Consider the following 23371-nt stretch of genomic DNA (forward strand, 5'->3'; position numbering starts at 1 on the left):
CAGCCTGCTTTGTGTCGCCTTTTCCCCTGATTTGCGGCCTGCGCGTGCCGTTCAGGCTCAGGAAAAGGCGATGGCAAAAGATATATCGGACTCGATGCCGCAATGCAAGATATGGCGATACTTATTGTCACGGGGTTATCGTCCGCTTATTTTCGCCATTACGGGTTATTAACGGGCTGCGGTGACTCAACATCAACCTGTTCTCAATCAGTTCTGATTTAAGCGACTATTACCCTTTCGTTTATTGTGGGAATGTCGTGTTTTTTGTTAAGGTCCTGCTCCGCCAGATAGCCGTTAATTACCGTTACTTTGCCGTGAGTTAATCACGTCTTTTGTTATCTGTAGTAAAGCTGAAAAAACGGTGTCTGGCGTAAATAGCCTGTTTTATTTCGAATGAAAAAGGGCTGAATACTATCGGGCTCACAGCATTTTTCTTGAAAGGATCACGCTGTCAGTCGCAGAGAATGAACAGGACGCGCGCGTCTGTATAGAGGCTATGCGCCGCCTGCCTTGTTATATCAGGACAGTTTTATGAAGAAGATTATTATTTCCACTCTTTTCCTCGCCTTACTGAGTGATGCGGTGCCAGCACTGGCGACGCAAACCCTGTCAGTAGGCTATGCGCAGAGTAAAGCGGAAGATTTTAAAAATATGCCCGGTGTAAATCTGCAATATCGCTATGAGTGGGATTCACCGGTTAGCGTGCTTGCTTCTTTCACCACGCTGGAGAACAGTGAAGACAGCAACCGTTCTTTTTTCTCGCTAAATACGTCCGATCATGTCAGCGCAGAATATTATTCTTTGCTGGCGGGCCCGGCATATCGCCTGAATAACATGGTGAGTCTTTACGCGCTTGCGGGTTTTTCCCATACCGCCATGCGCCGTCATTATAACGGTTATGATAATCAGGGAATGCCTCAGCATATTGATTTTTCAGACAGCACTAATGCGTTTGCTTACGGTGCCGGCATTATCATTAATCCGGTTGATTATCTGTCTGTTACGCTGGGTTATGAAGGTTCCCGAACCCGGGTTGAAGATGAGCCGCGCGCAGTTAATGGTATTAACATCGGTGTGGGTTACCGTTTCTGATTACACCTTTAGTCCGACGGCCAGCACTGCAAGCCAGCTGTGCATCGCATCATGCGCGAACTGCACCTTATGCCATTCAGAAGACGGGTAATGCAGAAAATGCGCACTGTGTAATCCTTTCGAAACAGGCTGTCAGCCCTGCTAGCGGCATCAGGGCTGATCATCTGCCTCGCCCATCAGGATGTGGGTGGCGCAGTACGGGCGAAACTTTCGCGCTGAAACAGATTTTCTGCCAGTTTGACTAAGGCCGGGCGTTCAACACACCAGTTTGGCACGACGCGACGAAAATTCAGATAGCCAATCATGCAGCCCGTGGCAATATCTGCCAGGTTAAGCGTGCCATTGTTAATCCATTTTCCTTCCGTCACGTAGCCTTCCAGGCTGTCCAGCCCACGCTGAATCTTCTCGCGATGGCGCAGCAAAACCTCTTCTGACTGCATATCGCCAGGCCGCAACTGCTCACGCACAATCACCAGCGCCGCATCACTGATGCCATCAGCCAGCTTCTCTAACTGACGAACCTTCAGTGACTCAAGTGGGTCACCCGGCAGCAGAGCAGGAACCTGGCTGCGCTGTTCCAGGTACTCAGCAATGATGCTGGAATCAAACCAGGTCTGCTGATCCTCAGTAACCAGCGCAGGGACTTTCCCTAACGGATTGTATTGCGGAACGTGGCTGTCGTCGCTATAGGGCGAAGCATTGACGAATTCAAACATCATGCCTTTTTCCAGCATAATGATGGAGATCTTTCGTACAAAAGGGCTGGTATAGCTGCCAATCAGTTTCATTGCGTGACTCCGGTTGAGCGGGGTTTCTTCAGCAAAAAACTATTCACCGGGAAACATAAAGGGATTCAGACTGCTTCGTGCAAAGCCTTCCTGCTCCATGCGGGCATCCAGCACCAATGAGGCGAGATCGTCCGCAACGGGTTCCATTGCCGGGTTCTTCTCCTGATACAACATTTTCAGGTAGCTACCGCAATCACCACAGCTTTCAGCTTTAACCGCCGCATGTTCACTGTCCAGCGACCAGTAGTGAAGATCGCGGGATTGCTCACAGTTGGTGCATTTGCTCCGCACCACGTACCACTCACTTTCGCACAGGTTGCAATGCAGGTAACGCGCCCCTTCATGTGAGCCCATGTGCACCATGCTGGCAACCGGCATGCTGTTGCACACCGGGCAGAACTGGCGCTGGTTGCCCATCTCCGCCTGAGCTTTGCCGGGAATGAAGGCCGCCATTTGCGCCCAGTAGATCGACAGTGCAGCCCAGATAAAGGGCGCTTTGTCACTGCTGACCTGAGCATATTCGCCCGCAAAGAGCGCGCTGGCCATCGTTTCCAGCTCAGTGGCAGAGGCTTTTTCCAGGTTCTCCAGTACCGCCAGTGCCTGGCCGCTCATCTCGGGCTTGAGCTCGGCAATCAGCGAATGCAGCAGGCGGTGCCAGTGCGTGTCCCGCGGTAAGGTATGAATATCCAGTGGCGGCTTAGCTTCCTGATTGCTTTGCACCAGACGCGCGTGCAGATTCATCTGCAGGGGATGGTCGTACAGGACAATTTCCTGTGCCTGTGCTATCACCGCGGCAAAGCGTAAATAATCCCCAAGGGGATTTTTAGCAGCCAGGTCGCGCAGTCGCGCAGCACGACGGCTATATAAATTTTTCAGCCGGGGAAAAAGTAACGGCGGAATCGTCTCCGCTGGGTTTTTTTCGCTCTTCTCCAACTGATCTTGCGGGATAATGCGGATGCTCATAGAGGGCATTTTCCTGTTTTGTTGGCTGATTACGCTACTCACGACACCAGCAAGAATAGGGTTCTCGGTACTCACGCGCGCCATATTGACGTGCGCTCTTGCCCGTTTGCTCTTTCTGTTCTCGCAGCTTGTCACGCCGGCTGCTGACATCAAAGCAATCATATTTGTGAGTCAGGAGACTGCGGCACGGCTGGATGCCACGATCCGACCCGACAGGCTGATCATAGCAGCCCAAATCCTGTCCTTCTGTGTGAAATGCATTTTTTCCCTGACTGACTGCGCGTGAACCGGATGATTGAACATCGACTTGCATAACGGATGCCAGGCCATCAGGGAGCAATTTCACGCTTTATGCTCTCGGGGTGACATGCGCTTGTTGCCGCCTTTGACCCGGTTCAGAATAGGCACTATTCAGGATAGCGGAATACTATTACCTTTTAATCCATGCGGAATTAGCCAGGATCAGAACAAAGTGAATCAAAACAAAGCGAGATGTGATGCTGGTGTAAGCGAGCTGGCTGGTCTGCGTGAAACTCAGGTGTGGCAACGTGACGATTTACACCATTCCCAGGCTGACTGGTTAGCAGAAGAGGTGCCGGTGGCGCTGGTTTACAATGGCATTTCTCACGTCGTGATGATGACGACGCCCAAAGACCTGGAGGCTTTTGCCATCGGTTTTTCTCTCTCAGAGGGCATTATTGACGCGCCGACAGATATCTTCGGTATGGATGTCGTCGCGGGTTGCAATGGTATTGAGGTGCAGATTGAGCTATCCAGCCGCCGTTTTATGGCGTTGAAGGCGCATCGGCGCGCTCTGGCAGGGCGAACGGGCTGCGGCGTTTGTGGCGTGGAGCAACTGGACCAGATTGGTAAGCCGCTTACGCCGCTGCCGTTCACTCAGCGCTTCACGTTAGCGCACCTGGACCGCGCGCTGGGGCAACTGAAGCATTTTCAGCCCGTGGGGCAAAAAACGGGCTGCACTCATGCTGCCGCCTGGATACAGCCTGAAGGTGAGCTTGTTCACGGCTGCGAAGATGTGGGCCGTCATGTCGCGCTCGACAAGCTGTTGGGTTATCGCAGTCAGGCCACGTGGGGCGACGGTGCTCTGCTGGTTTCCAGCCGCGCCAGCTATGAAATGGTGCAGAAATCAGCCATGTGTGGCGTTGAAATTCTGTTTGCCGTTTCCGCAGCAACCCGACTGGCCGTAGAGGTTGCAGAACGCTGTAACCTTACCCTGGTGGGGTTCAGTAAGCCGGGCCGTGCAACCATTTACAGCCATCCACAGCGGCTCATGTAAATCCTGTTCTGTGCAGTTGCGTTGCGCGCAGAACCAATGAGTGCGGCGACACGCGCCTGCTGATCAGCCGCCGCATCGGCCATTTTGCGGGCAGCATAAAACTTAAAATTGCGCAGTCTTTGCATGTTTTTTCAAAACCTTATGTTTAATAGGGCATTGATTACGCTTTTACCGATCATGAATTTAACTATAATGATACGACTGCTTACGCGGCACGTGCCGATATTGTCGTGCTGCTCAAACACTAAATGGAGAGGAAGAACATGAGTTATTCACTGCCATCCCTGCCTTACGCTTACGACGCACTGGAACCGCACTTTGACAAGCAGACGATGGAAATCCATCACACCAAACATCATCAGACCTATGTCAACAACGCCAATGCGGCGCTGGAAGGCACTGAATTTGCTGATCTGCCTGTTGATGAACTGATCACGAAACTGGATCAGCTGCCAGCAGACAAAAAAGGCCCACTGCGTAATAACGCAGGTGGTCATGCTAACCACAGTCTGTTCTGGAAAGGCCTGAAAACGGGCACAACGCTTCAGGGTGAGCTGAAGGCGGCGATTGAGAAAGATTTTGGTAGCGTTGAAAAATTCCAGGAAGAGTTTGAGAAAGCGGCGGCAACCCGTTTCGGTTCTGGTTGGGCCTGGCTGGTTAAAAAAGGTGACAAACTGGCCGTGGTTTCGACCGCTAACCAGGACAACCCACTGATGGGTGAGGCTATCGCTGGCGTTTCAGGTTATCCGATCATCGGTCTGGATGTGTGGGAACACGCATACTACCTGAAGTACCAAAACAAGCGTCCAGATTACATTAAAGCATTCTGGAACGTGGTTAACTGGGACGAAGCGGCAGCCCGCTTTGCCTCCGCTAAGTAAGCGATAACCACACGAGTCTCAACCGGCAGAATCTGTTCTGCCGGTTTTTTTTCGCCTGAACGTCACGTTTTCTCTCTTCGCCGTTGGCATGATGCCACTACGATTGCCGATTGCCGATTGCCGATTGCCGGTGCAGTTTTCCGTTGCAGGCGGGCTGCCTGCAAATCGCCGCAATAGAAAAGTCCCTTGCGATAAATCAGTTAAACCATTTTTAAACGAAGCGTAAGTTGACCCCGTTAAGTTTTTAACAATTTGAGTCATTAACCTGTCGTTGATGCCGGTCGTTTTATCATCAATGCCACGATCAGACTAATAAGAACTTACACCATGTCCATTTACACTACACACGATCCGGTTGCCGATTCGTATACCTCTTTATTTTTTCAATTAATCAGCGGAAAGTACGTACCCAATAAAATCTGGCTGAGTCGTCGTTTTCGTCTCAAATTTGCCTTAAGGACGCTGATTGCACCCATTACCACGTTGCGCTATTTACAGCAGCTCTCTGAGTTACCCAGAATTTCGCAATTAATGCGCGTACAGGGTTTATTACCCGCTAAGTTACATCGCCCTTATCTGCACGCCGGAATGCGCGTAGCAGCACGTGCGCAGGCTATTCTTGATCACTACCATTTGCTGAGTAATCTGGAAAACATGTCACTCCGTCAGATCCTGCAAAGCGGTGAAGAGAATGTTCTGGCCAGACTGTCGGGCAAAAATAACGAAGAATTCGTCATTGCCTGTAGTGCGGGCTATTACGATCGCGAGGGGGAAGTAACCTTAGTGCTGCGTTATCAGGATGAAGGCATTGCGTCTCTGACATTTACGATCTTAAATGAGGAAAACGCACGGACTTTATTAATCGGTGGTTTACAGGGACCGCGTAAAAGCATCAGTAATGATGTTATTCGCGATGCAACCAAAGCGGCGCATGGCTTATTTCCTAAACGCTTACTGATGGAAGTCGTGTTTATTTTAGCGCAGCAATGCGGCGTCCGAAAAATAGCAGCGGTAGGAGATAAGACGCATGTTTTTCGTAGCCTGCGTTATCGCCAGAGTAAAGGGGATAAATTCCATGCCAGCTACAGTGAATTTTGGCTGACGGTTAACGGGCAAGAACGTGCAGATGGCATCTTTATACTGCCGCTGACGTTGCCGCGTAAAACGCTGGAGGACATTGCCAGCAAGAAGCGTGCAGAGTACCGTCGTCGTTATACGCTGCTGGATTCGCTGGCAGAGCAGGTAGGGACTGCTACTGGCCAGCAAAATAGCGAACAGGCCGCCGCCTGACCCCGATATTAAAAGGCGCTTTTCGCAAATCCGGTCATGACGTCAAGACCCATTTCTCGTCCCAGCGCGGTCATTGGATGTACCACCACCAGGCCGCGCACGCTTTTCTTCAATGCGCCTAAATTTGCCTGCTCTTTTTTGGTAATCGCCCGGCTAAACGGTAGCTTTTGCAGTTTCTGCGCTTCCAGACTCAGTTTAACCTCGCGCTGACTGCGAAGACGCTCGATTTCAGTCACCAGCGTTTCTTTCTCTTTCAGTAGCGCACCCAGCTTTTCAGCATCACCGGATTCTAGCAACTGAGGTTCTTTACGATTCAGGGCGTCCAGTTGATCGCTGAGGCGTTTAATTTCGTTCTTTTCTTGCTCTTTCATGACAACAACTCGTTGAGGAAAACAGGCTAAGGATACACCAAATTTAACGTAGATTCTCGGTGGTTAGCGCGAAAAGGGGAGCCGTCAGACTCCCGGCAGGATTTAGCTGGCTGACTTCTTAAAAGCCTGTTTCAGGCTGATGCGGGAAATCAGTTCGGTGAGTGACAGGACCATGGTGGAGCGCACCATTTGCAGATAACGCTGCTGCTGCATAGCCTGCAGTGCAGCATCCTCAGCATGTAACGCGGGCACCGGCGGCCAGGCCGCTACGCAGTGTAACTCACCAAACGGCCCCAGGATTTCATCGTCGGTAAAGCGGTAATCGCCTGCATCGTGATTGAGCTCTTCGCGCAGGGCCAGAAGTAACTCGCAGTCTTCATATTCATGCCGGCTAATAACGCCAAGGCCATAAATCAGCTTGAGCCGGACAGAGAGTTCCCCTAACGGACCATCGCCCAGCAACAGGGGCTCCACGGCGTATTTCACCGCGTAGTCATCTTTACGGAATACCTGCAGTACCAGCAAATTGACAGCTTCAGCTAACAGCTCGACGGCGGCGAACAAAAAGCTTCTCACCGAGCGTCCAGCGTTCAGGCGTTCAAGCACCCGGTTTTCAAAAGCCTGCTTCTCTTCCATTATTGCCTGCGTCAATGTAGTGCTGCTGTCGAGGGCCCGTTCATCGCCCCCGATCTGGGTCGCTAACATGGGCCTGTTATGCCATGGCGTGCCAGGCACTCACGGCCTCTTTGATAATTTCACTCTCAGGATCGAGTCCTGAAACCTGCGCCAGGGTCGCCTGTGGGCCTTTTTCTGCCAGTAGCGTAGCCAGTTCCTGTGCCTGGGGATCCTGATCGCTGTGGTAATGCATGGCAGCCGCAATCCCCTGCACCAGGTTCGCGTGTGGCAGACCGTATTCCAGCGTCCCCAGGGTCGGTTTAATCAGGCGATCGCCCGCGCTCAGCTTGCGAAGTGGCTGGCGGCCTACGCGCTCAACGTCGTCTTTCAGATACGGATTTTCAAAGCGACCAAGAATTTTTTGAATATAGGCAGCATGTTTATCCGCTTCAAAACCATAACGTCTGATGAGCACCGCGCCGCTTTCTTCCATCGCACCCTGAACGACAGCACGAATTTTACCATCGAGGATCGCATCGCGAATAGTCTGGTGACCCGCCAACTGCCCCAGGTAGGCCGTAATAGCATGACCAGTATTCAGTGTGAAAAGTTTACGTTCCACAAATGCCATCAGGTTATCTGTCAGTTCCATGCCCGGAATAGTAGGCAGCTCGCCTTTAAACTGGGTTTTATCCACAATCCATTCGCTGAAGGTTTCGACCGTGACTTCCAGCGGATCCTGGCTGCCTGCTTCTGAAGGCGGAACGATACGGTCTACCGCTGAATCCACAAAGCCGACATGTTGTTCAAGCCAGACATGATACTCAGAGGGCAGCGCTTGCAGTACATGTTGTTTTAACTGACTGGTGCCGCGCACCATGTTTTCACAGGCGATAATATTTAACGGCCGAACATTGCCGTTATCACTGCGTTTGGCCAGACCTTTTGCCACGCTGGCAGCAATACGCTCAAGGATTTGCGGACCAACGGCAGTGGTAACGAGATCGACGTCAGCGACCAATTCGATAATCTCGTCGCTGGTACTGTTAACGGCGCTAACGCCCTTAACCACTTCAACTTTGGCCTGTTCACCCACGACGTGGACGGGATATTCATGACGTGCATTAAGGGCATCCAGCACTGCCTGATTGACATCTGCAAAAATCAGTTCAATACCGGCATCTGCCAGGAGTTTGCCAATAAAACCGCGACCAATGTTGCCTGCTCCGAAATGTAACGCTTTCATAAAATTGACCCATATCAAATGACGATGGGGCGGGCATGTCCGCCCCAAAAAAGTGGGACGGGCACAACCGCCCCAGGGAAAATGTCGAACCGGATTATGCTACAGCGGGCTTGCCTGATAACAGATCCAGAACATCCTGTACGCTCTCAGTGTGTGCCAGTTTTTCAATGACCTGATCATCATCCAGCGCGTTCGTCAGGCTGGTGATCACCTGAATATGTTCGTTATTGCGGGCAGCAATACCAATCACCAGACGCGCCACTTCATCAGGTTCCTCGCCAAACTGTACGCCGGCAGGATACTGACAGAAAACCACGCCCGTTTTCAGTACACGATCTTTCGCTTCAACGGTACCGTGTGGCACGGCAATCGACTCGCCAAGATAAGTCGGGGTCAGCTTTTCGCGTTCCAGCATGGCATCAATGTATTCAGGTTCTACGTAGCCGCCTTTGACCAACTGCTCACCGGCGAAGCGAATCGCCTGCTCTTTATTGCTGGCACTCAGTCCCAGGAAAACGTTGCTGTGACCGAGCTTAAACAGGTTGGCATGGCTGTTATCGTAGCTGTCACCCAGCGTCTTCTGTACGGCTTCACGGTTGGCTTCACTGCGATTAGCCGCGACCAGGCGCTCTGTCAGCGTGCTGTAGAGCGCACTGTCCAGGAAGTTGTTTAAGGAAATATGCTGAGCATGAGGTGCCTGACGGATAGCCCGCTCAGTTAAATCGCGATGGGTAATCACCAAATCAACATCGCCCGGTAACGCATTAATGGCGCTGTTGGTCACCGAGATATTACTCAGCCCGGCATCATGGACTTTCTTACGCAGCACACCTGCGCCCATTGCACTCGACCCCATGCCCGCATCGCAGGCGACAATGATTTTGCGCACATGGTCCAGGTCAACGCTCATCGCATCACTGGCAACCGGGGCACCTGCCAGACTCTGTCCTTTCGACTGCGCTTTCATGTCGTGCATACGTTGCGTCGCGGCTTCGATATCGTCATCTTCTTTCACTTTGCTCGTTTTCAACAAAATGGCAGAAATAACAAAAGACACGGCAAAAGCAGCAAAGATGGCAGCAATATTGGCGAAGTAAGCGCCTTTTGGCGTCATCGCTAATACCGCTAAAATTGAACCGGGTGAAGCAGGCGAGACCAGGCCACCATGCAGCACGGTTAAGGTGAATACGCCGGTCATACCGCCCAGGATCACCGCCAGCAGCAGGCGCGGTGCCATCAGCACATAAGGGAAGTAGATTTCGTGGATACCGCCAAGGAAGTGGATAATCGCTGCACCGCCAGCAGACTGCTTAGCACTGCCCCGACCAAAGAACATATAGGCCATCAGTACGCCCATACCCGGACCTGGGTTTGCTTCGATCAGGAAGAAAATCGATTTGCCTGCTTCGCTCGCCTGCTGAATACCCAGCGGCGAGAAAATGCCGTGGTTAATCGCATTGTTGAGGAACAGGATTTTTGCGGGTTCAACAAAGATCGACGTCAATGGCAGCAGGTTGTTCTGCACCATCAGGTTAACGCCCGTGGCAAGAATGTGTGACAGGCCTTCAACCAGTGGACCAATCGCCATAAATGCCAGGATGGCTAACAACATACCGATGATACCGGCAGAGAAGTTGTTCACCAGCATTTCAAAGCCGCTTTTGATTTTACCGTCAACCATACGGTCAAAGGATTTAATCGCCCAGCCGCCAAGCGGACCCGCAATCATTGAGCCGAGGAACATTGGCATATCGGCACCGACAATCACGCCCATGGTTGTGATTGCGCCTACTACACCACCGCGATCGCCACCGACTAAACGTCCGCCGGTAAAGCCGATCAGTAATGGCAGCAGGTAGGTGATCATCGGGGCGACCAGCTTCGCCAGCGTTGCGTTAGGAATCCAGCCTGTTGGAATAAACAGCGCGGTGATAATACCCCAGGCGATAAATGCGCCAATATTAGGCATCACCATATTACTCAAAAAGCGACCAAAGCTTTGTACTTTGACCTTTACTGATGAGGACATAAGCCCACCCCTTGTTGAGACGCGCTGCAACAGGAGCGCGCGTTTGTTTTTGTTTAGCCACTACGGCGATAAACCGTCAGTATTACTGTATGCAGGCGGACTTTATCACGCGAATATGGGGCTGCGTAGTACAGGCAGTTTGATGTGATCTTAATCACGTTTATGGTGGGGTGGTAGGGGGATTTTTAGTGATACATATCACAAAAACGGGCTGTTTCCGGCCTGGACTGAACAAATTTACACCGCTAACAATGTATTTTAGTGATGCTCATCACATTTATAGTCCGTGGCTTTGTTTGATAAATGAGATATAGATCACAAAGTAATTTGATGAAAAACGGCCCTGATCACACTTTGATCAGGGCCGTTTAAATAAATGATCTTTATTAAATGATGTTCAGATCAGCCAGGCAGAACAGAGGTTGCCGGAGCGATGTTTATTGCACATTCCCCTGAACGGCATTTTTAGCCTGCGTCAGCGCCTGCACATTGGCAGATAAGCTGTTCATCAGGTCATTATATTGTGTTGCCTGCTCCTGAGTCGGGAACTGAACGCCACCGTTATTGAAACTGACTCGGGTGCCCTGAGCCTGTAAAAACTCACCGGTCTGCACCGCATCCTGGCTGAGTGCCTGAAGTTTGGGTAACAGCGGGATAAGCTGACTGGCGGGCTGCGACACGACTTTATCGTAAGCGGTGTCGAAGACTTTCTTCAGATCGTCCGTTTGTTTAAGCGCGGCTTTGCTTTTATCTGCCTGCATTTTGGCGCTTTCCAGCTGCTGCGTGGCTACCGTTAATGCGCTGTTAGCCTGAGCAAGAGAGTCGCGGCGGCTCAGATAGTCTTGCGGCACGTGGATCGCTGAAAGTTCATCCACTACCGGGCGCATGCCCTGATCTACCGCTTTGTTAGCCTGCTGCGAGAAGCCATACAGAATGGCGTAATCCCCTGCGAAAGGACCAAAACTTTGTTTCTGGTTTTCGCTCAGGCTGGGCAGATGCTCGCCGCTACGCATAACGGTATTTTGCAGGAAATCGATAAACGCTTTGCGCTGGTCGCCCTCTTTGTCACCACATGCGGTGAGCTGCAATACGAGAAGCACGCCAGTCAGCAAAATGCCGCCGCGTGCCAGAATACGGGAAATTCCTGAAGCCATGATGTCAACTCCTGTCGGTAAAGCTGGCTGATGTCCGGAAAAGCAGTGGCCTAAAGAATAGAACAAACGTGAACTGCCACACAATGTGAAAGCGCTGTGTAAGGCCATTACCTGCAAGAAAGTTTGCTTGCAGCGGGTTTATAAGGCCATTTGAGACTTCAGGCACCCGAGGCCGGGAGCTGAATAAGGATAACAGGGCCTTTACGCCGCGACGAAGACGGGCTGCTGAATGGACTGGCGCGCCAGCATTGCGTGGAGCACCTGCAAACTGAGCCGGAATGGGCCATAAATACATGGTCTGAATAATTAACACCAGCTTAAGTTTTAAAGCGAAGCACGCGCGCGGTGTGGTGCATTACCGTTAAATCTTCATTAACGAGTTGCCCTAAAATTGTTCACTTGCATTAAAGTGGTGCGGGTTGTGCCATGTGCTTGCGTCTGGCATGAACGGCACAAATTATCTTAGCCGCTATAATCGTAACGTCACATTGCCCTCCGAAGATAGTGTTGATCACCCATTCAGCGCGGCTCTTGCTCGCACTATCAGGCCCGGTAAGCGTTTGCTCAGTATCAGTGGGCGAGATCGAAGATGGCTGGCAGTGAACTGCCGCATTTCTTTGTATAAAAAATGAAAGCCTGGCGCATATTTTGCAACCATTATGAGTGACAGGCACGGTTTTCGGTGTGCGTTGAGTCGGAAAAGGTTGGCAAGGACAAAAAAGCGATCTGTACTTTTCATGTACCGCGTGGCAACAAAATCAATGGCTTCAACTGGTTAGGTTGTTTAACCATTTTTCAGAATTGTAAAGTTAAAAAAAATGTTTAATTTGCACTGCAAATTGTCAGGTATCTATCCATAATTAGTCTCCCGGCATTTGTTGCATTGTTTTGACATGTTTAACAGCGATGCAGGTCAGGCTGTGTCCCATAAGGGTTTTCTTACAATAAAAACAAACTCTTAAGGGATGCAGCTTGCTTAATCCGGTTTCTGAGCCTGATTTCAGGTTCATGTACCTTCTTTCACGTGATTCATAGTGAGTTTTTAAGGAGTTCTCTATGGAATTAAAAGACCCAATGTTTGAATTGCTCAGCAGCCTTGAGCAGATTGTTTTGACACGTGATAACAGCCCTGTGGCGCTGCAAGCTCAGCGTCAACCCGCGATGCCAGAGCCGCAGCGTTTACGCGAAATGGCAGGAATGCAGGTTGACGAATTTGCCAGGATCATGGGCGTTAGCGTTTCTTCGGTTAAAAGTTGGGAAGCACAGCGTACGCGCCCTTCCGCAACGGCACGGAAATTGATGAAATTACTTCACGCCAATCCTTACCTTGGGCGTCAGTTACTCGATTAAGTCATTAAGTATTAAAGCGTTATCCCGGCTATTGTTGAAGCCGGTCACATGAGTGACCGGCTGTTTGACACCTCTTCCCGATAACGCTTCCCTTCAAAATAACGCTCAGGCCTGCCGGACAATCAGCTCAACTTGGGTAAAACGTTGAGAACATTGCCAAACCAGCAAACAATAACCACGACACCAAATAAAATAACAAACACGGGAATTACCTTGCCGCCCCAGACGGTGAACGTTTTGTCGGGAAAGCGTTTTCTGGCTTTCAATGCCAGCAGCGCAGGGACAATCACTGCCCATATGGTTGCGCATAATCCCGCACCACCGATGCCGTAGAGAAAGCCGTCAGGGTAGAACACATACAGGATGCTGGGAGGAAGAAAGGTCAGCAGTACCGTTTTAAAGCGCCCTGCATGGGAATTGTCGATGTTGAACAGGTCAGCCAGATAATCGAATAACCCCAGCGTCACGCCAAAGAAAGAGCTTGCTACCGCAAGGTTAGAAAAAACCAGCAGGAAGAATTCTATCAGGCTACCGGGATGGGTTCCCATAAAGGATTTCACCAGCACGTCAACATTTCCGCCCGAGGCAATAATCCCCTTAAAGTTTTCACGCGGGATATTTCCCATTGTGCAATACAGCCAGAAAAGGTAAATAAGCAGCGCCAGCAATGAACCCAAAACAATACTTTTAACCAGTTTATCTTTTTTCTTTCCATAACAAATAATCAGGCTGGGAATATTTCCATGGAAACCAAATGAAGCCAGGCAGACAGGTATTGCCATAAATATATATGGGAAGTAACGGTTGTTTTCACTGATGCCGCGCACATCCCGCAGAAGGGACATATCGACTTTAAAAAATAGTGAACCAAAGACAATCACAAAGGCTAAAATTTTAATACCTAAAAATAGCGAAGTGATTCTGCTGGCGGCCAGTGAACTTATCCATAATACACAGGCAACGAAAACCGCTGTTCCTAAACCAATCAATTCTGACTTTATATTGATACTGGAATGCATCGAAAGCGTTTCGCTGATAATTGCACCGTTAGCGGAGATATAAGCATATGTCAGTATATACAGCACAAAGGCGACGGTAATACCGCTGATGATATTCCACGTTTTACCCAATAGATCTTTGGTTAACGTGTTGAAACTCGAACCTACGGGATAGTTTAAGTTAGCTTCCAGTAACAATAAACCGGAATGAAGCATTGAAAACCAGGCGATGATTAAGATAAATGCGCCCCAGAAGAACCAGGCACCTGCGAGATCGACAGGGAGTGCAAACATCCCACCACCGATTACCGTTCCTGCTATAACCATTACGCCCCAGAAGGAGGAATGTTTCTGATCTGTATTGTCTTCCATGGTGTCCTCTCAATACGCTTTTTTACTTTTATCATTTTTATAATTTTTCAGGTTGACCAGCAGAGTGACGGAGCAGCTGTTGCCAGACAGCTGCTCACTGTACAGGTATGACTATTAGATCTCTTTAAGTTTTGCGGTGAAGTGGCGCAAAACTTTAGGCTCATAGGTAAACGCTAAGCCTTTTATGTTCGCGGCATTCTCTTTCACATGCCCAAATGCTTCAATAATGAAGTCCATATGCGTTTGTGTGTAGGTGGCTCGGGGAATGGTTAAACGCAGCAGTTCTGCCGGGCAGGGCAACTGTTCACCGGTTTTCGGATCACGGCCGAGTAAAAACGATCCGATCTCTACTGCCCTGATACCGGCCACTTTATACAGTTCGCAGGCAAGAGCCTGAGCGGGGAAGTGATCCGCCGGTATGTGCGGCAATAATTTTCCAGCATCGACAAAGGCGGCATGACCACCGGCTTGTTGGCAGGTCACGCCAATTGATTCAAGACCATCGACCAGATACTGAATCTGACTGATGCGATAAGCCAGCCAGTCCTGATTCATGCCGTCATACAGGCCAACCGCCAGGCGTTCCATTGCCCCACCTTCTAAGCCACCATAGGTGGGGAAGCCTTCCTGAACCACGCAAAGCGTTCTGCAATCGGTGTACACGTCAAAGAAGCTGTCGTCTTTAAATGAGAGTAAGCCGCCCATCGGTACCATGGCATCTTTTTTGGCCGACATGGCCAGCATGTCAGCATATTTATAGGTTTCTCGGGTGATCGCTTCAATTGTCCAGTTTTTATAGGGTTTTTCCCGTTGCTGGATAAAATAGGCGTTTTCAGCAAAGCGTGCTGAATCCATGACAACGGGAATGTCATATTTTTGTGCAATCTGGTACATGGCTTTTAAATTTGCCAGCGATACAGGCTGTCCACCCGCGGAATTACAGGTAATCGTGGCAACAATGTAGGGCACATTATTCGCCCCCACGTCCTGTATACCCTTTTCCAGACTTTCAAGGTCAAAGTCGCCTTTGAAGTCATGGCGAACCGTCGTATCGAAAGCTTCTTTGATATAAACATTCCTTACGGTACAACCATTTATCTGGCTGTGGCCTTGGGTGGTATCGAAAAAGTAGTTAGAAAAGGCCACCATTTTGTTTCGGTCCAGGCCTTTTTCTTGTTCGCGTTTCTTTATTAAAACCGGGATATAAATTTGTTCTGCACCGCGCCCCTGATGCGTAGGAATCGTATAGGCATAGCCAAAAATCGCTTTTACCGCTTCAGCCAGGGCGTAATAACTGCGGCTGCCACTATAGGATTCATCGCCCCGCATCATCGCAGCCTGCATATTTTGCGTTACGGCTCCGGTGCCGCTATCGGTGAGCAAATCGATAAAAACGTCTTCGCTGTCCAGCAGAAATGGATTCATTCCGGCTTTGATAATTGCTGTGTCCCGGTGTTCACGCGTGGTACGTTTGACAGGCTCAATCACCCGAATGCGAAATGGCTCAGGTAAATGTCTAAAGTTATTCATAATGATGTCCTTTAAGGCAGACATGTCGAGGCCATAGTTTTTAACCGAATTAATAAAAACCAGGTCGAATGCTGTTATTACTGTATTTCAGCCGATAAAAGGTCGTGACTGCATTACGTGCAACGTTGCGTTTTCAATGCCCTGATCGGCAAATAAACGGACGTCATCGACGAGGCAGTTTTTTTAATGACTGAATGATTGAAAATACACCCGATAAATCACGGCCATATCAGCCGGAACAGAAGGGTGAAGAAAGCAAGGGGACGTTAAGGCAGGTGGTTGACAATGATATTATCAATGTTAAACCATTTTGAAATTACACAGGTGCTGTTTAAGATGATCATAATATTTCAACTCTCATTAAACATAGCGCTACCCTATTATATTGATTGGGTATGTCCAGGGTTACTTTAAATTATCGTGATTGGTATCACAGTAAAATCTCTTTTCGCCATGACGATTATTTATTTATGATATTAAAAATACTGTTTTTTGACAGTTTTCCAGCCAATAAATTACATTTTTTTGGATTCAATCCTTCTTAACATTTCTGTTTTACAGAGACATATTGAGGCAGCGTGAAAGCCTCATGGTTTGCCCTTAGGCACGAAAGCCATACCGCGCCCGTCGGCGCGCTTTAAGCCGTATAACCGGCTACTCATTTCCAGGCTAAGGTACGCCGTTGGCATCAATGAATCAGCGCATGGCGAGGATGGCGTTAGCTTAATCCACCGTATTTGGCCGCTTGTTTAACAAACCATTTTTCAGGCACGTTATAGGGCGCATCGGCCAGTTGAGCAATACCACTTTCAATGTTGGCGGAAGCCTGGCGCCAGAGTTCTGCGTTGCCCTGCTTAAGCAATTCAATTTGCACCTTTTTTTCAATCAGATAAACGCGGGCAAAATGGGGATCGAAGCGAACAATAGAGCGCGTATTGTCAATGATGTCAGCCAGCTTGATGGTTTGTGCGTCAGGGCTGGCCTGCGCAGTATGGCGAAAATGAGCCATTTTACGTTCTGTACGATTCCCTGCACTTTGCGGTGCGGTATTGGTCAGCATTTCAACCAGCTTTGCGACCTCATTACCGAAGTGATTTTCGATATCGCTAAGTGTCGTCGTCGTATCTTCCACGGTATCGTGTAGCCAGGCCGCAGCCAGCAAGACGGGATTATCCGTAATGCTTCTGACCAGTTCCACAACGGCTGCAGGATGGACGATATAAGGTTCGTCGGTGTATTTACGGCGTTGGCCCGCTGCTGCATGGGCTTGCGTGGCATAGCGTCGCGCCTGTTCTTCCAGAGAATCCTGCATGCACTACCTCGTTTTCATAAATTGCTTGCAATTAACTAGTGCGCTATTTATATTGCGTCCATGAACAGTAATAAAGATGACAAAAAAGTGAAAGCTGCGCCACTGTTGCTCGATCAGCAACTTTGCTTTGCACTGTATTCCGCCAATCTGGCGATGCATAAAGTGTATCGTAAGTTACTTACGCAGATGGATATTACCTATCCGCAATATCTGGTGATGCTGGTATTGTGGCAACAGGATTCACTTACCGTTTCTGAGATTGGTGAACGCCTCTTTCTGGATTCAGCGACATTAACGCCGCTGTTAAAACGTCTGGAAAATGCGGGCTTACTCAATCGCCAGCGCTCCCGTCAGGATGAGCGTCAGGTGGTCGTCAGCTTAACGGATACCGGACGTCTTTTGCGTCAGCAGGCTGAGAGGATTCCCGATGAAATCCAGTGTGCCTCTGATTGCAGTGAGGATGAGATGGCGGCGCTTAAACTGCAGTTGAACCAGTTACGTGACAAACTGATGGTGCCGCGCTAAATTTTATCTGGATGTATGAAATAAGTCAGACTTCGCAGCTCGACTGCTGACCAATAAGTAGCGAGCGATTAAATAGTACAATGGAGATAAGATATGTCTTTAGAACAAGTGGTTTACCGTGCAAAAGCTAAAGCTACCGGTGGTCGTGATGGTCGTGCAACCTCATCTGACGGCGTTCTGGATGTCAAACTGGGCGTACCAAAAGAGATGGGCGGTGCAGGTGGTGAAGTCACTAACCCAGAGCAGCTTTTTGCAGCGGGCTACTCAGCTTGCTTCCTGGGCGCAATGAAGTTTGTTGCTGGCCGCGACAAAATTGCGATGCCAAAAGACGCATGGATTGAAGGCGAAGTCGGTATTGGTCCAATCCCTAATGGTTTTGGCATTGAGGCGACGCTGAATATTCACCTGCCTGAGATGGACGAAGCAGAAGCACAGAAACTGGTTGATGCTGCTCATATCGTTTGCCCATACTCAAATGCGACACGTAACAACATCGACGTAACGCTGAATATCCTTCGCTAAATGATTAAGGGCCTGAACACCGGCCCTTTTTTCTTTTCACCCACGCTGTTAATTGCCCCTGCTCCAGACTATTTTCTGGCCTAAATGGATGTCACATGCTTAACTGTGCCACTTCGCGTGATGACGTGTAAAAACGTTCAGAATATTCTTCTTTATTTAACCGGCCCGCTTAATTCGCGAACTCTGCCGAAATATGGCAGTCAGATTAACGTTTAGTTAAGCGCTTCGTTCCGGGGAAACACCATTTTTCATGAATTATATAAAATCATTAACACAGCAAAAGCTGTCGCTCTTGCTGGCTCTGTATCTCGGTATCCTGCTGAATTTGCCGATCTTTTACCGTCGTTTTGATGGCTTTCTGACGAAATCAACCGTGACAAACTGGCTGACCGCCTTTACCGAGGTCGTAGCAATTGTGTTACTGACGTTTTTCCTGATGCGACTGTTATCATTGGGCGGAAAGTGGCTGTACCGTGTTCTTGCGACCTTAATTGTATTGATTTCCGTCGCTGCCGGTTATTACATGGCCTTTTTCAATGTGGTCATTGGCTACGGCATTGTGGCATCAGTCATGACGACGGATACCGATCTGTCTAAAGAAGTCGTGGGTTATCACTTTATCCTGTGGATGGTGCTGGTCAGCGCGCTGCCGCTGTTTATGATTTGGCGTAACAACCTCAGCATGACGCTGAATGAGCAACTGCGCACGCCTGGGCAGCGACTAAAACCCGTTTTACTTTTGCTGGCCTGCGTCGCGTTGGTGTGGTTACCCATCCGTTACTTCGACAAGTTGCAAAAAACCAACGAGGAAGTGACCAATATCGACCTGCCGAGCTATGGCGGTATTGTGGCGCACTCTTATTTGCCGTCTAACTGGCTGGCTGCACTGGGTCTGTTTACCTGGACGAAGGTTGACGAGACGCTGGAAAATCACGAACTGTTGGACCCTGCGCAGAAATTTACCTATGTTGCACCGCCGGGGTTAGATGATACCTATGTGGTGTTTGTCATTGGTGAAACCACGCGCTGGGATCACATGGGCATGTTGGGTTATGAGCGCAATACCACACCTAAGCTGTCGAAAGAGAAAAACCTGGTCGCGTTTCGTGGTGAATCTTGTGATACCGCGACCAAACTGTCTTTGCGTTGTATGTTCGTGCGTGAAGGCGGTACCATGGACAACCCTGGCCGTACCCTGAAAGAGCAAAATGTTTTCGCGGTGATGAAAGAGCTGGGCTTTACCTCTGAGCTGTTCGCGATGCAAAGTGAGGTTTGGTTCTACGATAATATCAATGCGAATAACTTCTCCTTCCGCGAGCAAATTGGTTCAGAGCCACGCAATCAGGGTAAATCAGTGGATGATATGCTGCTGGTCCCGGAGTTGCAGGCATCACTCCAGCGCTATCCCAAGGGTAAACACCTGGTGGTTTTGCACACCAAAGGCTCACATTACCTTTACTCGCAACGCTATCCGCGCAGTTTTGCGCGTTATCAGCCTGAATGTATGGGCGTCGATGAAACCTGTAGCAAAGCACAGCTGATTAATGCCTACGATAATTCGGTTCTCTATGTCGACAGTATGCTGGACAGTGTGTTGGATCAGCTGCGTGATAAGAAAGCGATCGTGTTCTATGCGTCTGACCATGGTGAGTCGATCAGCGATAATATGCATCTGCATGGTACACCGCGTGAAATGGCACCGCCGGAGCAGTTCCGTGTTCCCATGATGGTGTGGGCATCGGATAAATATCTGGCTGACCCGACCAACCGCGACAACTTCGAGCGTCTGCAGGCGCAACAGCGCACGGGTAAAACCCATCGTCATGTCGAGTTGTTTGATACGATCATGGGCTGCCTGGGTTATACCTCCCCAGATGGTGGTATTAAGGCGGCCAATAACTGGTGCCAGGCACCCGCCGGAACAACCGCTAAACCGCTGTAGTGGCGTAGCGATGCAGCACGGAACGGGGAAAAGCCGCTGACCGCCTGCTTTCCAGGCGATCAGGCGCGAAAGCGCAAAAAGCGGTTGACGCTTCCCAGGGGTAGCAGTAACATGCGCCCCCATCGGCGAGTAGCGCAGCTTGGTAGCGCAACTGGTTTGGGACCAGTGGGTCGGAGGTTCGAATCCTCTCTCGCCGACCATATTTAAGAAACCTGTCTGAAAAGACAGGTTTTTTTTCGCCTGAATAAAATGAGGATGAGAACCTCCGAAGGAGGTTTGCGCCGAGCGAAGCGAGACGACGTTGCGAATGCAACGGCCCGAAGGGCGCGTCCCGCAGGGGCGCGTAATCCTCTCTCGCCGACCATATTTAAGAAACCTGTCTGAAAAGACAGGTTTTTTTTCGCCTGTGTAAAATGAGGATGAGAACCTCCAAAGGAGGTTTGCGCCGAGCGAAGCGAGACAACGTTGCGAAGGCAACGGCCCGAAGGGCGCGTAATCCTCTCTCGCCGACCATATTTAAGAAACCTGTCTGAAAAGACAGGTTTTTTTTCGCCTGAATAAAATGAGGATGAGCACCTCCGAAGGCCGTTTGCGCCGGGCGAAGCGAGACAACGTTGCGAAGGCAACGGCCTGCGCCTCATCCCATCCCTTTAGTAAACCGACCCAGGCAACGCCACCGATAGCGGGGTTTTTGCCTGCGCGAGCAGCTAATCGGCCTGGCAAAAGGCGTTCATCTCAACACAGGCAGGGTGAAAAACGCTTTTCAGGCTTTATTGCCCCGCTCTGCTATTAGAATATCTCATGCCAGATTTTTCCAAAAAACCAATAATTCTTCCTTGAAATCAATTTTACCGACAGACAGCCGTTTTTCGGCTTCATCCCGACACAGGCCTTCTCGCCTGAGGGATGTCGGCGGATCAAAGATAAGTTTTGGTTATGCCACAAAAAGAATAATTGTTAATTTTTCACTCAAAAATGACAGCATTTTTCGCTAGATGAACGTCATAACGCACGGGTAATCGTTCAGATATCCAACATTTGGCGCTAAATGATGCACGATTTTTTTTAGCGCGAATCACTACTGTCTGCCGCCTCTCACAGCAGAATAGATGGCGAATAAACCCGTCCCGCTATGCAATGTATGGCATAACGTCAGTAAGGGTTTTTTTTATCGTTGCTTGCTATTCCTCACACTCTGTGTAAATAACTAACCGTTGTATTGACGTTCTTTGCAACTGTTGACAAATTGATGCGTCAATAACAGTGCAGATACAGATTTTTCTGATGGGTACTTATCAATCAGCATTATCAAAAGAAAACTATCTCACTCTTATCACACCCGCAGGGTGGACCGCCTGAACCGCATAAAAAAACCAGAGGTCAGGCAATGCACACAACAACACATCACAATGGAGCAAAAGCATGATCAACTCCCTGGCTAAATCCAGGATGCTGAAGGTCGGTCTGAGCCTGATAGCCATGACCATAGCCGCAAGTGTTCAAGCGAAAACCCTGGTTTATTGTTCTGAAGGTTCTCCGGAAGGGTTCAACCCGCAACTCTTTACCTCTGGTACGACATACGATGCCAGCTCTGTGCCTATCTATAACCGTCTGGTTGAATTCAAAACCGGTACCACCGAACTGGTGCCGGGCCTGGCAGAAAAGTGGGACGTGAGCGCTGACGGCAAAACCTACACCTTCCATTTACGCAATGGCGTGAAATGGCAAACCACTAAAGATTTTAAGCCTACGCGTGAATTCAATGCTGATGACGTGGTGTTCTCTTTCGAGCGCCAGTTAGATAAAAGCAACAAGTACCACAATGTCTCTGGCGGCAGCTATGAGTACTTTGAAGGTATGGATATGCCGAAGCTGATCAGCAAAATCGAAAAAGTGGACGATCACACGGTACGCTTTGTGCTGACGCGCCCTGAAGCGCCTTTCCTGGCCGATCTGGGTATGGATTTCGCTTCCATCCTGTCCAAAGAATATGCCGACAACATGCTGAAGGCCGGTACGCCAGAGAAAGTTGACCTGAACCCTGTCGGTACCGGGCCATTTGTGCTCCAGCAGTACCAGAAAGACTCGCGTATTCTGTATAAAGCTAACCCGGATTTCTGGGGAACCAAGCCAAAAATTGATCGCCTGGTCTTCTCTATCACGCCAGATGCGTCAGTTCGCTATGCCAAGTTGCAGAAAGGCGAATGTCAGATCATGCCGTATCCAAATCCGGCCGATATCGCCAGCATGAAAAAAGACAGCAAAATTAACCTGATGGAACAGCCTGGTCTGAACGTCGGTTACCTGTCATTTAATACCGAGAAAAAACCGCTGGATAACGTGAAAGTGCGTCAGGCGCTGACCATGGCGGTTAACAAGCAAGCCATTATCGATGCGGTATATCAGGGCGCTGGCCAGCCAGCGAAAAACCTGATCCCACCAACAATGTGGGGCTATAACAAGGACGTTAAAGACTATGCTTACGATCCTGAAAAAGCCAAAGCCCTGCTGAAAGAAGCGGGTATGGCGGACGGTTTCTCTATCGATCTGTGGGCAATGCCGGTTCAGCGTCCTTACAACCCGAACGCGCGCCGTATGGCGGAGATGATTCAGTCTGACTGGGCAAAAATTGGCGTGAAAGCCAAAATCGTGACCTATGAGTGGGGCGAGTACCTGAAACGCGCCAAAGCGGGCGAACATCAAACTGTGATGATGGGCTGGACCGGTGATAACGGGGACCCAGATAACTTCTTCGCCACGCTGTTCAGCTGTGCGGCGGCCAAAGATGGTTCGAACTATTCCCGCTGGTGCTATAAGCCGTTTGAAGATTTGATTCAGCCAGCACGCGCAGAATCCGATCACAACAAACGTATTGAGTATTACAAGCAAGCTCAGGTAGTGATGCATGACCAGGCGCCTGCGCTGATCATTGCTCACTCAACCGTTTACGAGCCTGTCAGTAAGAAAGTCACTGGCTATGTCGTCGATCCATTAGGTAAACATCACTTCGATACCGTCGATATTCAGGAATAACCTTTCGGATTATTGCAGTAAGGGCCGGTTTTGCCGGCCCTCAGGCGATCTCCTCCGATCG

The 23371-nt window shown here is 49.7% G+C and carries 21 protein-coding genes, 1 tRNA gene and 2 other RNA genes; 12 read left to right on the plus strand and 12 right to left on the minus strand.

What is annotated here, in order from left to right; translation table 11 throughout:
- The first annotated feature begins 531 nt into the window (after positions 1-531).
- Entirely contained in the window at positions 532-1092 is a 561-nt protein-coding gene (locus A6A26_RS05620; RefSeq protein ID WP_063877839.1) for an Ail/Lom family outer membrane beta-barrel protein, read from the plus strand.
- A gap of 176 nt (positions 1093-1268) precedes the next feature.
- Here A6A26_RS05620 and A6A26_RS05625 read toward each other — a convergent pair whose 3' ends face one another.
- Both A6A26_RS05625 and fdhE read right to left on the minus strand, forming a co-directional pair.
- Complete coding sequence (locus tag A6A26_RS05625) at positions 1269-1880, minus strand: glutathione S-transferase (protein WP_063877840.1); 612 nt, start codon at positions 1878-1880, stop codon at positions 1269-1271.
- Positions 1881-1919: 39 nt separating this feature from the next.
- Positions 1920-2843: a formate dehydrogenase accessory protein FdhE gene (gene fdhE / locus A6A26_RS05630; RefSeq protein WP_063877841.1), complete on the minus strand. Its 924-nt coding sequence runs from the start codon at positions 2841-2843 to the stop codon at positions 1920-1922.
- Between the two features lie 514 nt (positions 2844-3357).
- Between fdhE and fdhD the strand changes: the two genes are divergently transcribed.
- The gene (gene fdhD / locus A6A26_RS05640) at positions 3358-4140 is read left to right on the plus strand and encodes a formate dehydrogenase accessory sulfurtransferase FdhD (protein WP_371560257.1); all 783 of its coding nucleotides are present in this window, start codon (positions 3358-3360) and stop codon (positions 4138-4140) included.
- A 263-nt stretch (positions 4141-4403) separates the two neighbouring features.
- Positions 4404-5021 carry a superoxide dismutase [Mn] gene (gene sodA / locus A6A26_RS05645; RefSeq protein ID WP_006121393.1) on the plus strand — a complete coding sequence of 206 codons (618 nt, stop codon included), beginning with the start codon at positions 4404-4406 and terminating at the stop codon, positions 5019-5021.
- Positions 5022-5039: 18 nt separating this feature from the next.
- Here sodA and A6A26_RS25375 read toward each other — a convergent pair whose 3' ends face one another.
- Positions 5040-5282 (minus strand): hypothetical protein, encoded by a 243-nt coding sequence (locus tag A6A26_RS25375; protein ID WP_156506644.1) that lies wholly within the window; start codon positions 5280-5282, stop codon positions 5040-5042.
- A 66-nt stretch (positions 5283-5348) separates the two neighbouring features.
- Here A6A26_RS25375 and A6A26_RS05650 point away from each other — a divergent pair, with 66 nt between their 5' ends.
- Positions 5349-6311 carry a VirK/YbjX family protein gene (locus A6A26_RS05650; protein WP_063877844.1) on the plus strand — a complete coding sequence of 321 codons (963 nt, stop codon included), beginning with the start codon at positions 5349-5351 and terminating at the stop codon, positions 6309-6311.
- Positions 6312-6319: 8 nt separating this feature from the next.
- On the opposite strand, the gene A6A26_RS05655 is transcribed toward A6A26_RS05650, so the two are convergent.
- The 5 genes from A6A26_RS05655 to A6A26_RS05675 all read right to left on the minus strand — a co-directional run bounded on the left by A6A26_RS05655 (position 6320) and on the right by A6A26_RS05675 (position 11726).
- On the minus strand, positions 6320-6682 hold the full coding sequence (locus A6A26_RS05655; RefSeq protein WP_063877845.1) for a YibL family ribosome-associated protein: 363 nt from the start codon (positions 6680-6682) through the stop codon (positions 6320-6322).
- Between the two features lie 102 nt (positions 6683-6784).
- Positions 6785-7387, minus strand: a complete 603-nt coding sequence (locus A6A26_RS05660) for an MltR family transcriptional regulator (protein ID WP_074180985.1) — start codon at positions 7385-7387, stop codon at positions 6785-6787.
- A gap of 7 nt (positions 7388-7394) precedes the next feature.
- Entirely contained in the window at positions 7395-8543 is a 1149-nt protein-coding gene (mtlD, locus tag A6A26_RS05665) for a mannitol-1-phosphate 5-dehydrogenase (protein ID WP_063877847.1), read from the minus strand.
- A 94-nt stretch (positions 8544-8637) separates the two neighbouring features.
- Entirely contained in the window at positions 8638-10572 is a 1935-nt protein-coding gene (locus A6A26_RS05670; RefSeq protein ID WP_063877848.1) for a PTS mannitol transporter subunit IICBA, read from the minus strand.
- A 437-nt stretch (positions 10573-11009) separates the two neighbouring features.
- Positions 11010-11726 (minus strand): DUF3053 domain-containing protein, encoded by a 717-nt coding sequence (locus A6A26_RS05675; protein ID WP_063877849.1) that lies wholly within the window; start codon positions 11724-11726, stop codon positions 11010-11012.
- 1056 nt (positions 11727-12782) lie between these two features.
- Here A6A26_RS05675 and A6A26_RS05685 point away from each other — a divergent pair.
- Positions 12783-13076 carry an HTH-type transcriptional regulator gene (locus A6A26_RS05685; protein ID WP_063877850.1) on the plus strand — a complete coding sequence of 98 codons (294 nt, stop codon included), beginning with the start codon at positions 12783-12785 and terminating at the stop codon, positions 13074-13076.
- Between the two features lie 122 nt (positions 13077-13198).
- On the opposite strand, the gene tnaB is transcribed toward A6A26_RS05685, so the two are convergent.
- The 4 genes from tnaB to A6A26_RS05700 form a co-directional block, all read right to left on the minus strand.
- Complete coding sequence (tnaB, locus tag A6A26_RS05690; protein ID WP_063877851.1) at positions 13199-14446, minus strand: low affinity tryptophan permease TnaB; 1248 nt, start codon at positions 14444-14446, stop codon at positions 13199-13201.
- A 114-nt stretch (positions 14447-14560) separates the two neighbouring features.
- A complete protein-coding gene (gene tnaA / locus A6A26_RS05695; RefSeq protein ID WP_063877852.1) occupies positions 14561-15976 on the minus strand; it encodes a tryptophanase in 1416 nt (471 codons plus the stop codon).
- A gap of 266 nt (positions 15977-16242) precedes the next feature.
- Positions 16243-16320 (minus strand): tryptophanase leader peptide, encoded by a 78-nt coding sequence (gene tnaC, locus A6A26_RS26235; RefSeq protein WP_074181043.1) that lies wholly within the window; start codon positions 16318-16320, stop codon positions 16243-16245.
- A gap of 374 nt (positions 16321-16694) precedes the next feature.
- Positions 16695-17288, minus strand: coding sequence for an HD domain-containing protein (locus A6A26_RS05700; RefSeq protein WP_063877853.1), 594 nt, complete (start codon positions 17286-17288; stop codon positions 16695-16697).
- 60 nt (positions 17289-17348) lie between these two features.
- Here A6A26_RS05700 and A6A26_RS05705 point away from each other — a divergent pair, with 60 nt between their 5' ends.
- From A6A26_RS05705 to dppA, 7 genes are all read left to right on the plus strand, one after another.
- On the plus strand, positions 17349-17813 hold the full coding sequence (locus tag A6A26_RS05705) for a MarR family winged helix-turn-helix transcriptional regulator (protein WP_063877854.1): 465 nt from the start codon (positions 17349-17351) through the stop codon (positions 17811-17813).
- A 93-nt stretch (positions 17814-17906) separates the two neighbouring features.
- Positions 17907-18335 carry an organic hydroperoxide resistance protein gene (locus A6A26_RS05710; protein WP_028725402.1) on the plus strand — a complete coding sequence of 143 codons (429 nt, stop codon included), beginning with the start codon at positions 17907-17909 and terminating at the stop codon, positions 18333-18335.
- Positions 18336-18585: 250 nt separating this feature from the next.
- Positions 18586-20277 (plus strand): kdo(2)-lipid A phosphoethanolamine 7''-transferase, encoded by a 1692-nt coding sequence (gene eptB / locus A6A26_RS05715; protein ID WP_063877855.1) that lies wholly within the window; start codon positions 18586-18588, stop codon positions 20275-20277.
- Between the two features lie 123 nt (positions 20278-20400).
- Positions 20401-20477: transfer RNA gene (locus A6A26_RS05720), tRNA-Pro, on the plus strand.
- A 34-nt stretch (positions 20478-20511) separates the two neighbouring features.
- Positions 20512-20641: non-coding RNA, RtT sRNA (locus tag A6A26_RS05725), on the plus strand.
- 33 nt (positions 20642-20674) lie between these two features.
- Positions 20675-20790, plus strand: a non-coding RNA gene (locus A6A26_RS05730) — RtT sRNA.
- 909 nt (positions 20791-21699) lie between these two features.
- Positions 21700-23310, plus strand: coding sequence for a dipeptide ABC transporter periplasmic-binding protein DppA (gene dppA, locus A6A26_RS05735; RefSeq protein ID WP_063877856.1), 1611 nt, complete (start codon positions 21700-21702; stop codon positions 23308-23310).
- The last annotated feature ends 61 nt before the right edge of the window (positions 23311-23371 follow it).

It is taken from the genome of Pantoea sp. OXWO6B1 (assembly GCF_001641135.1).
GTDB lineage: Bacteria > Pseudomonadota > Gammaproteobacteria > Enterobacterales > Enterobacteriaceae > Pantoea > Pantoea allii.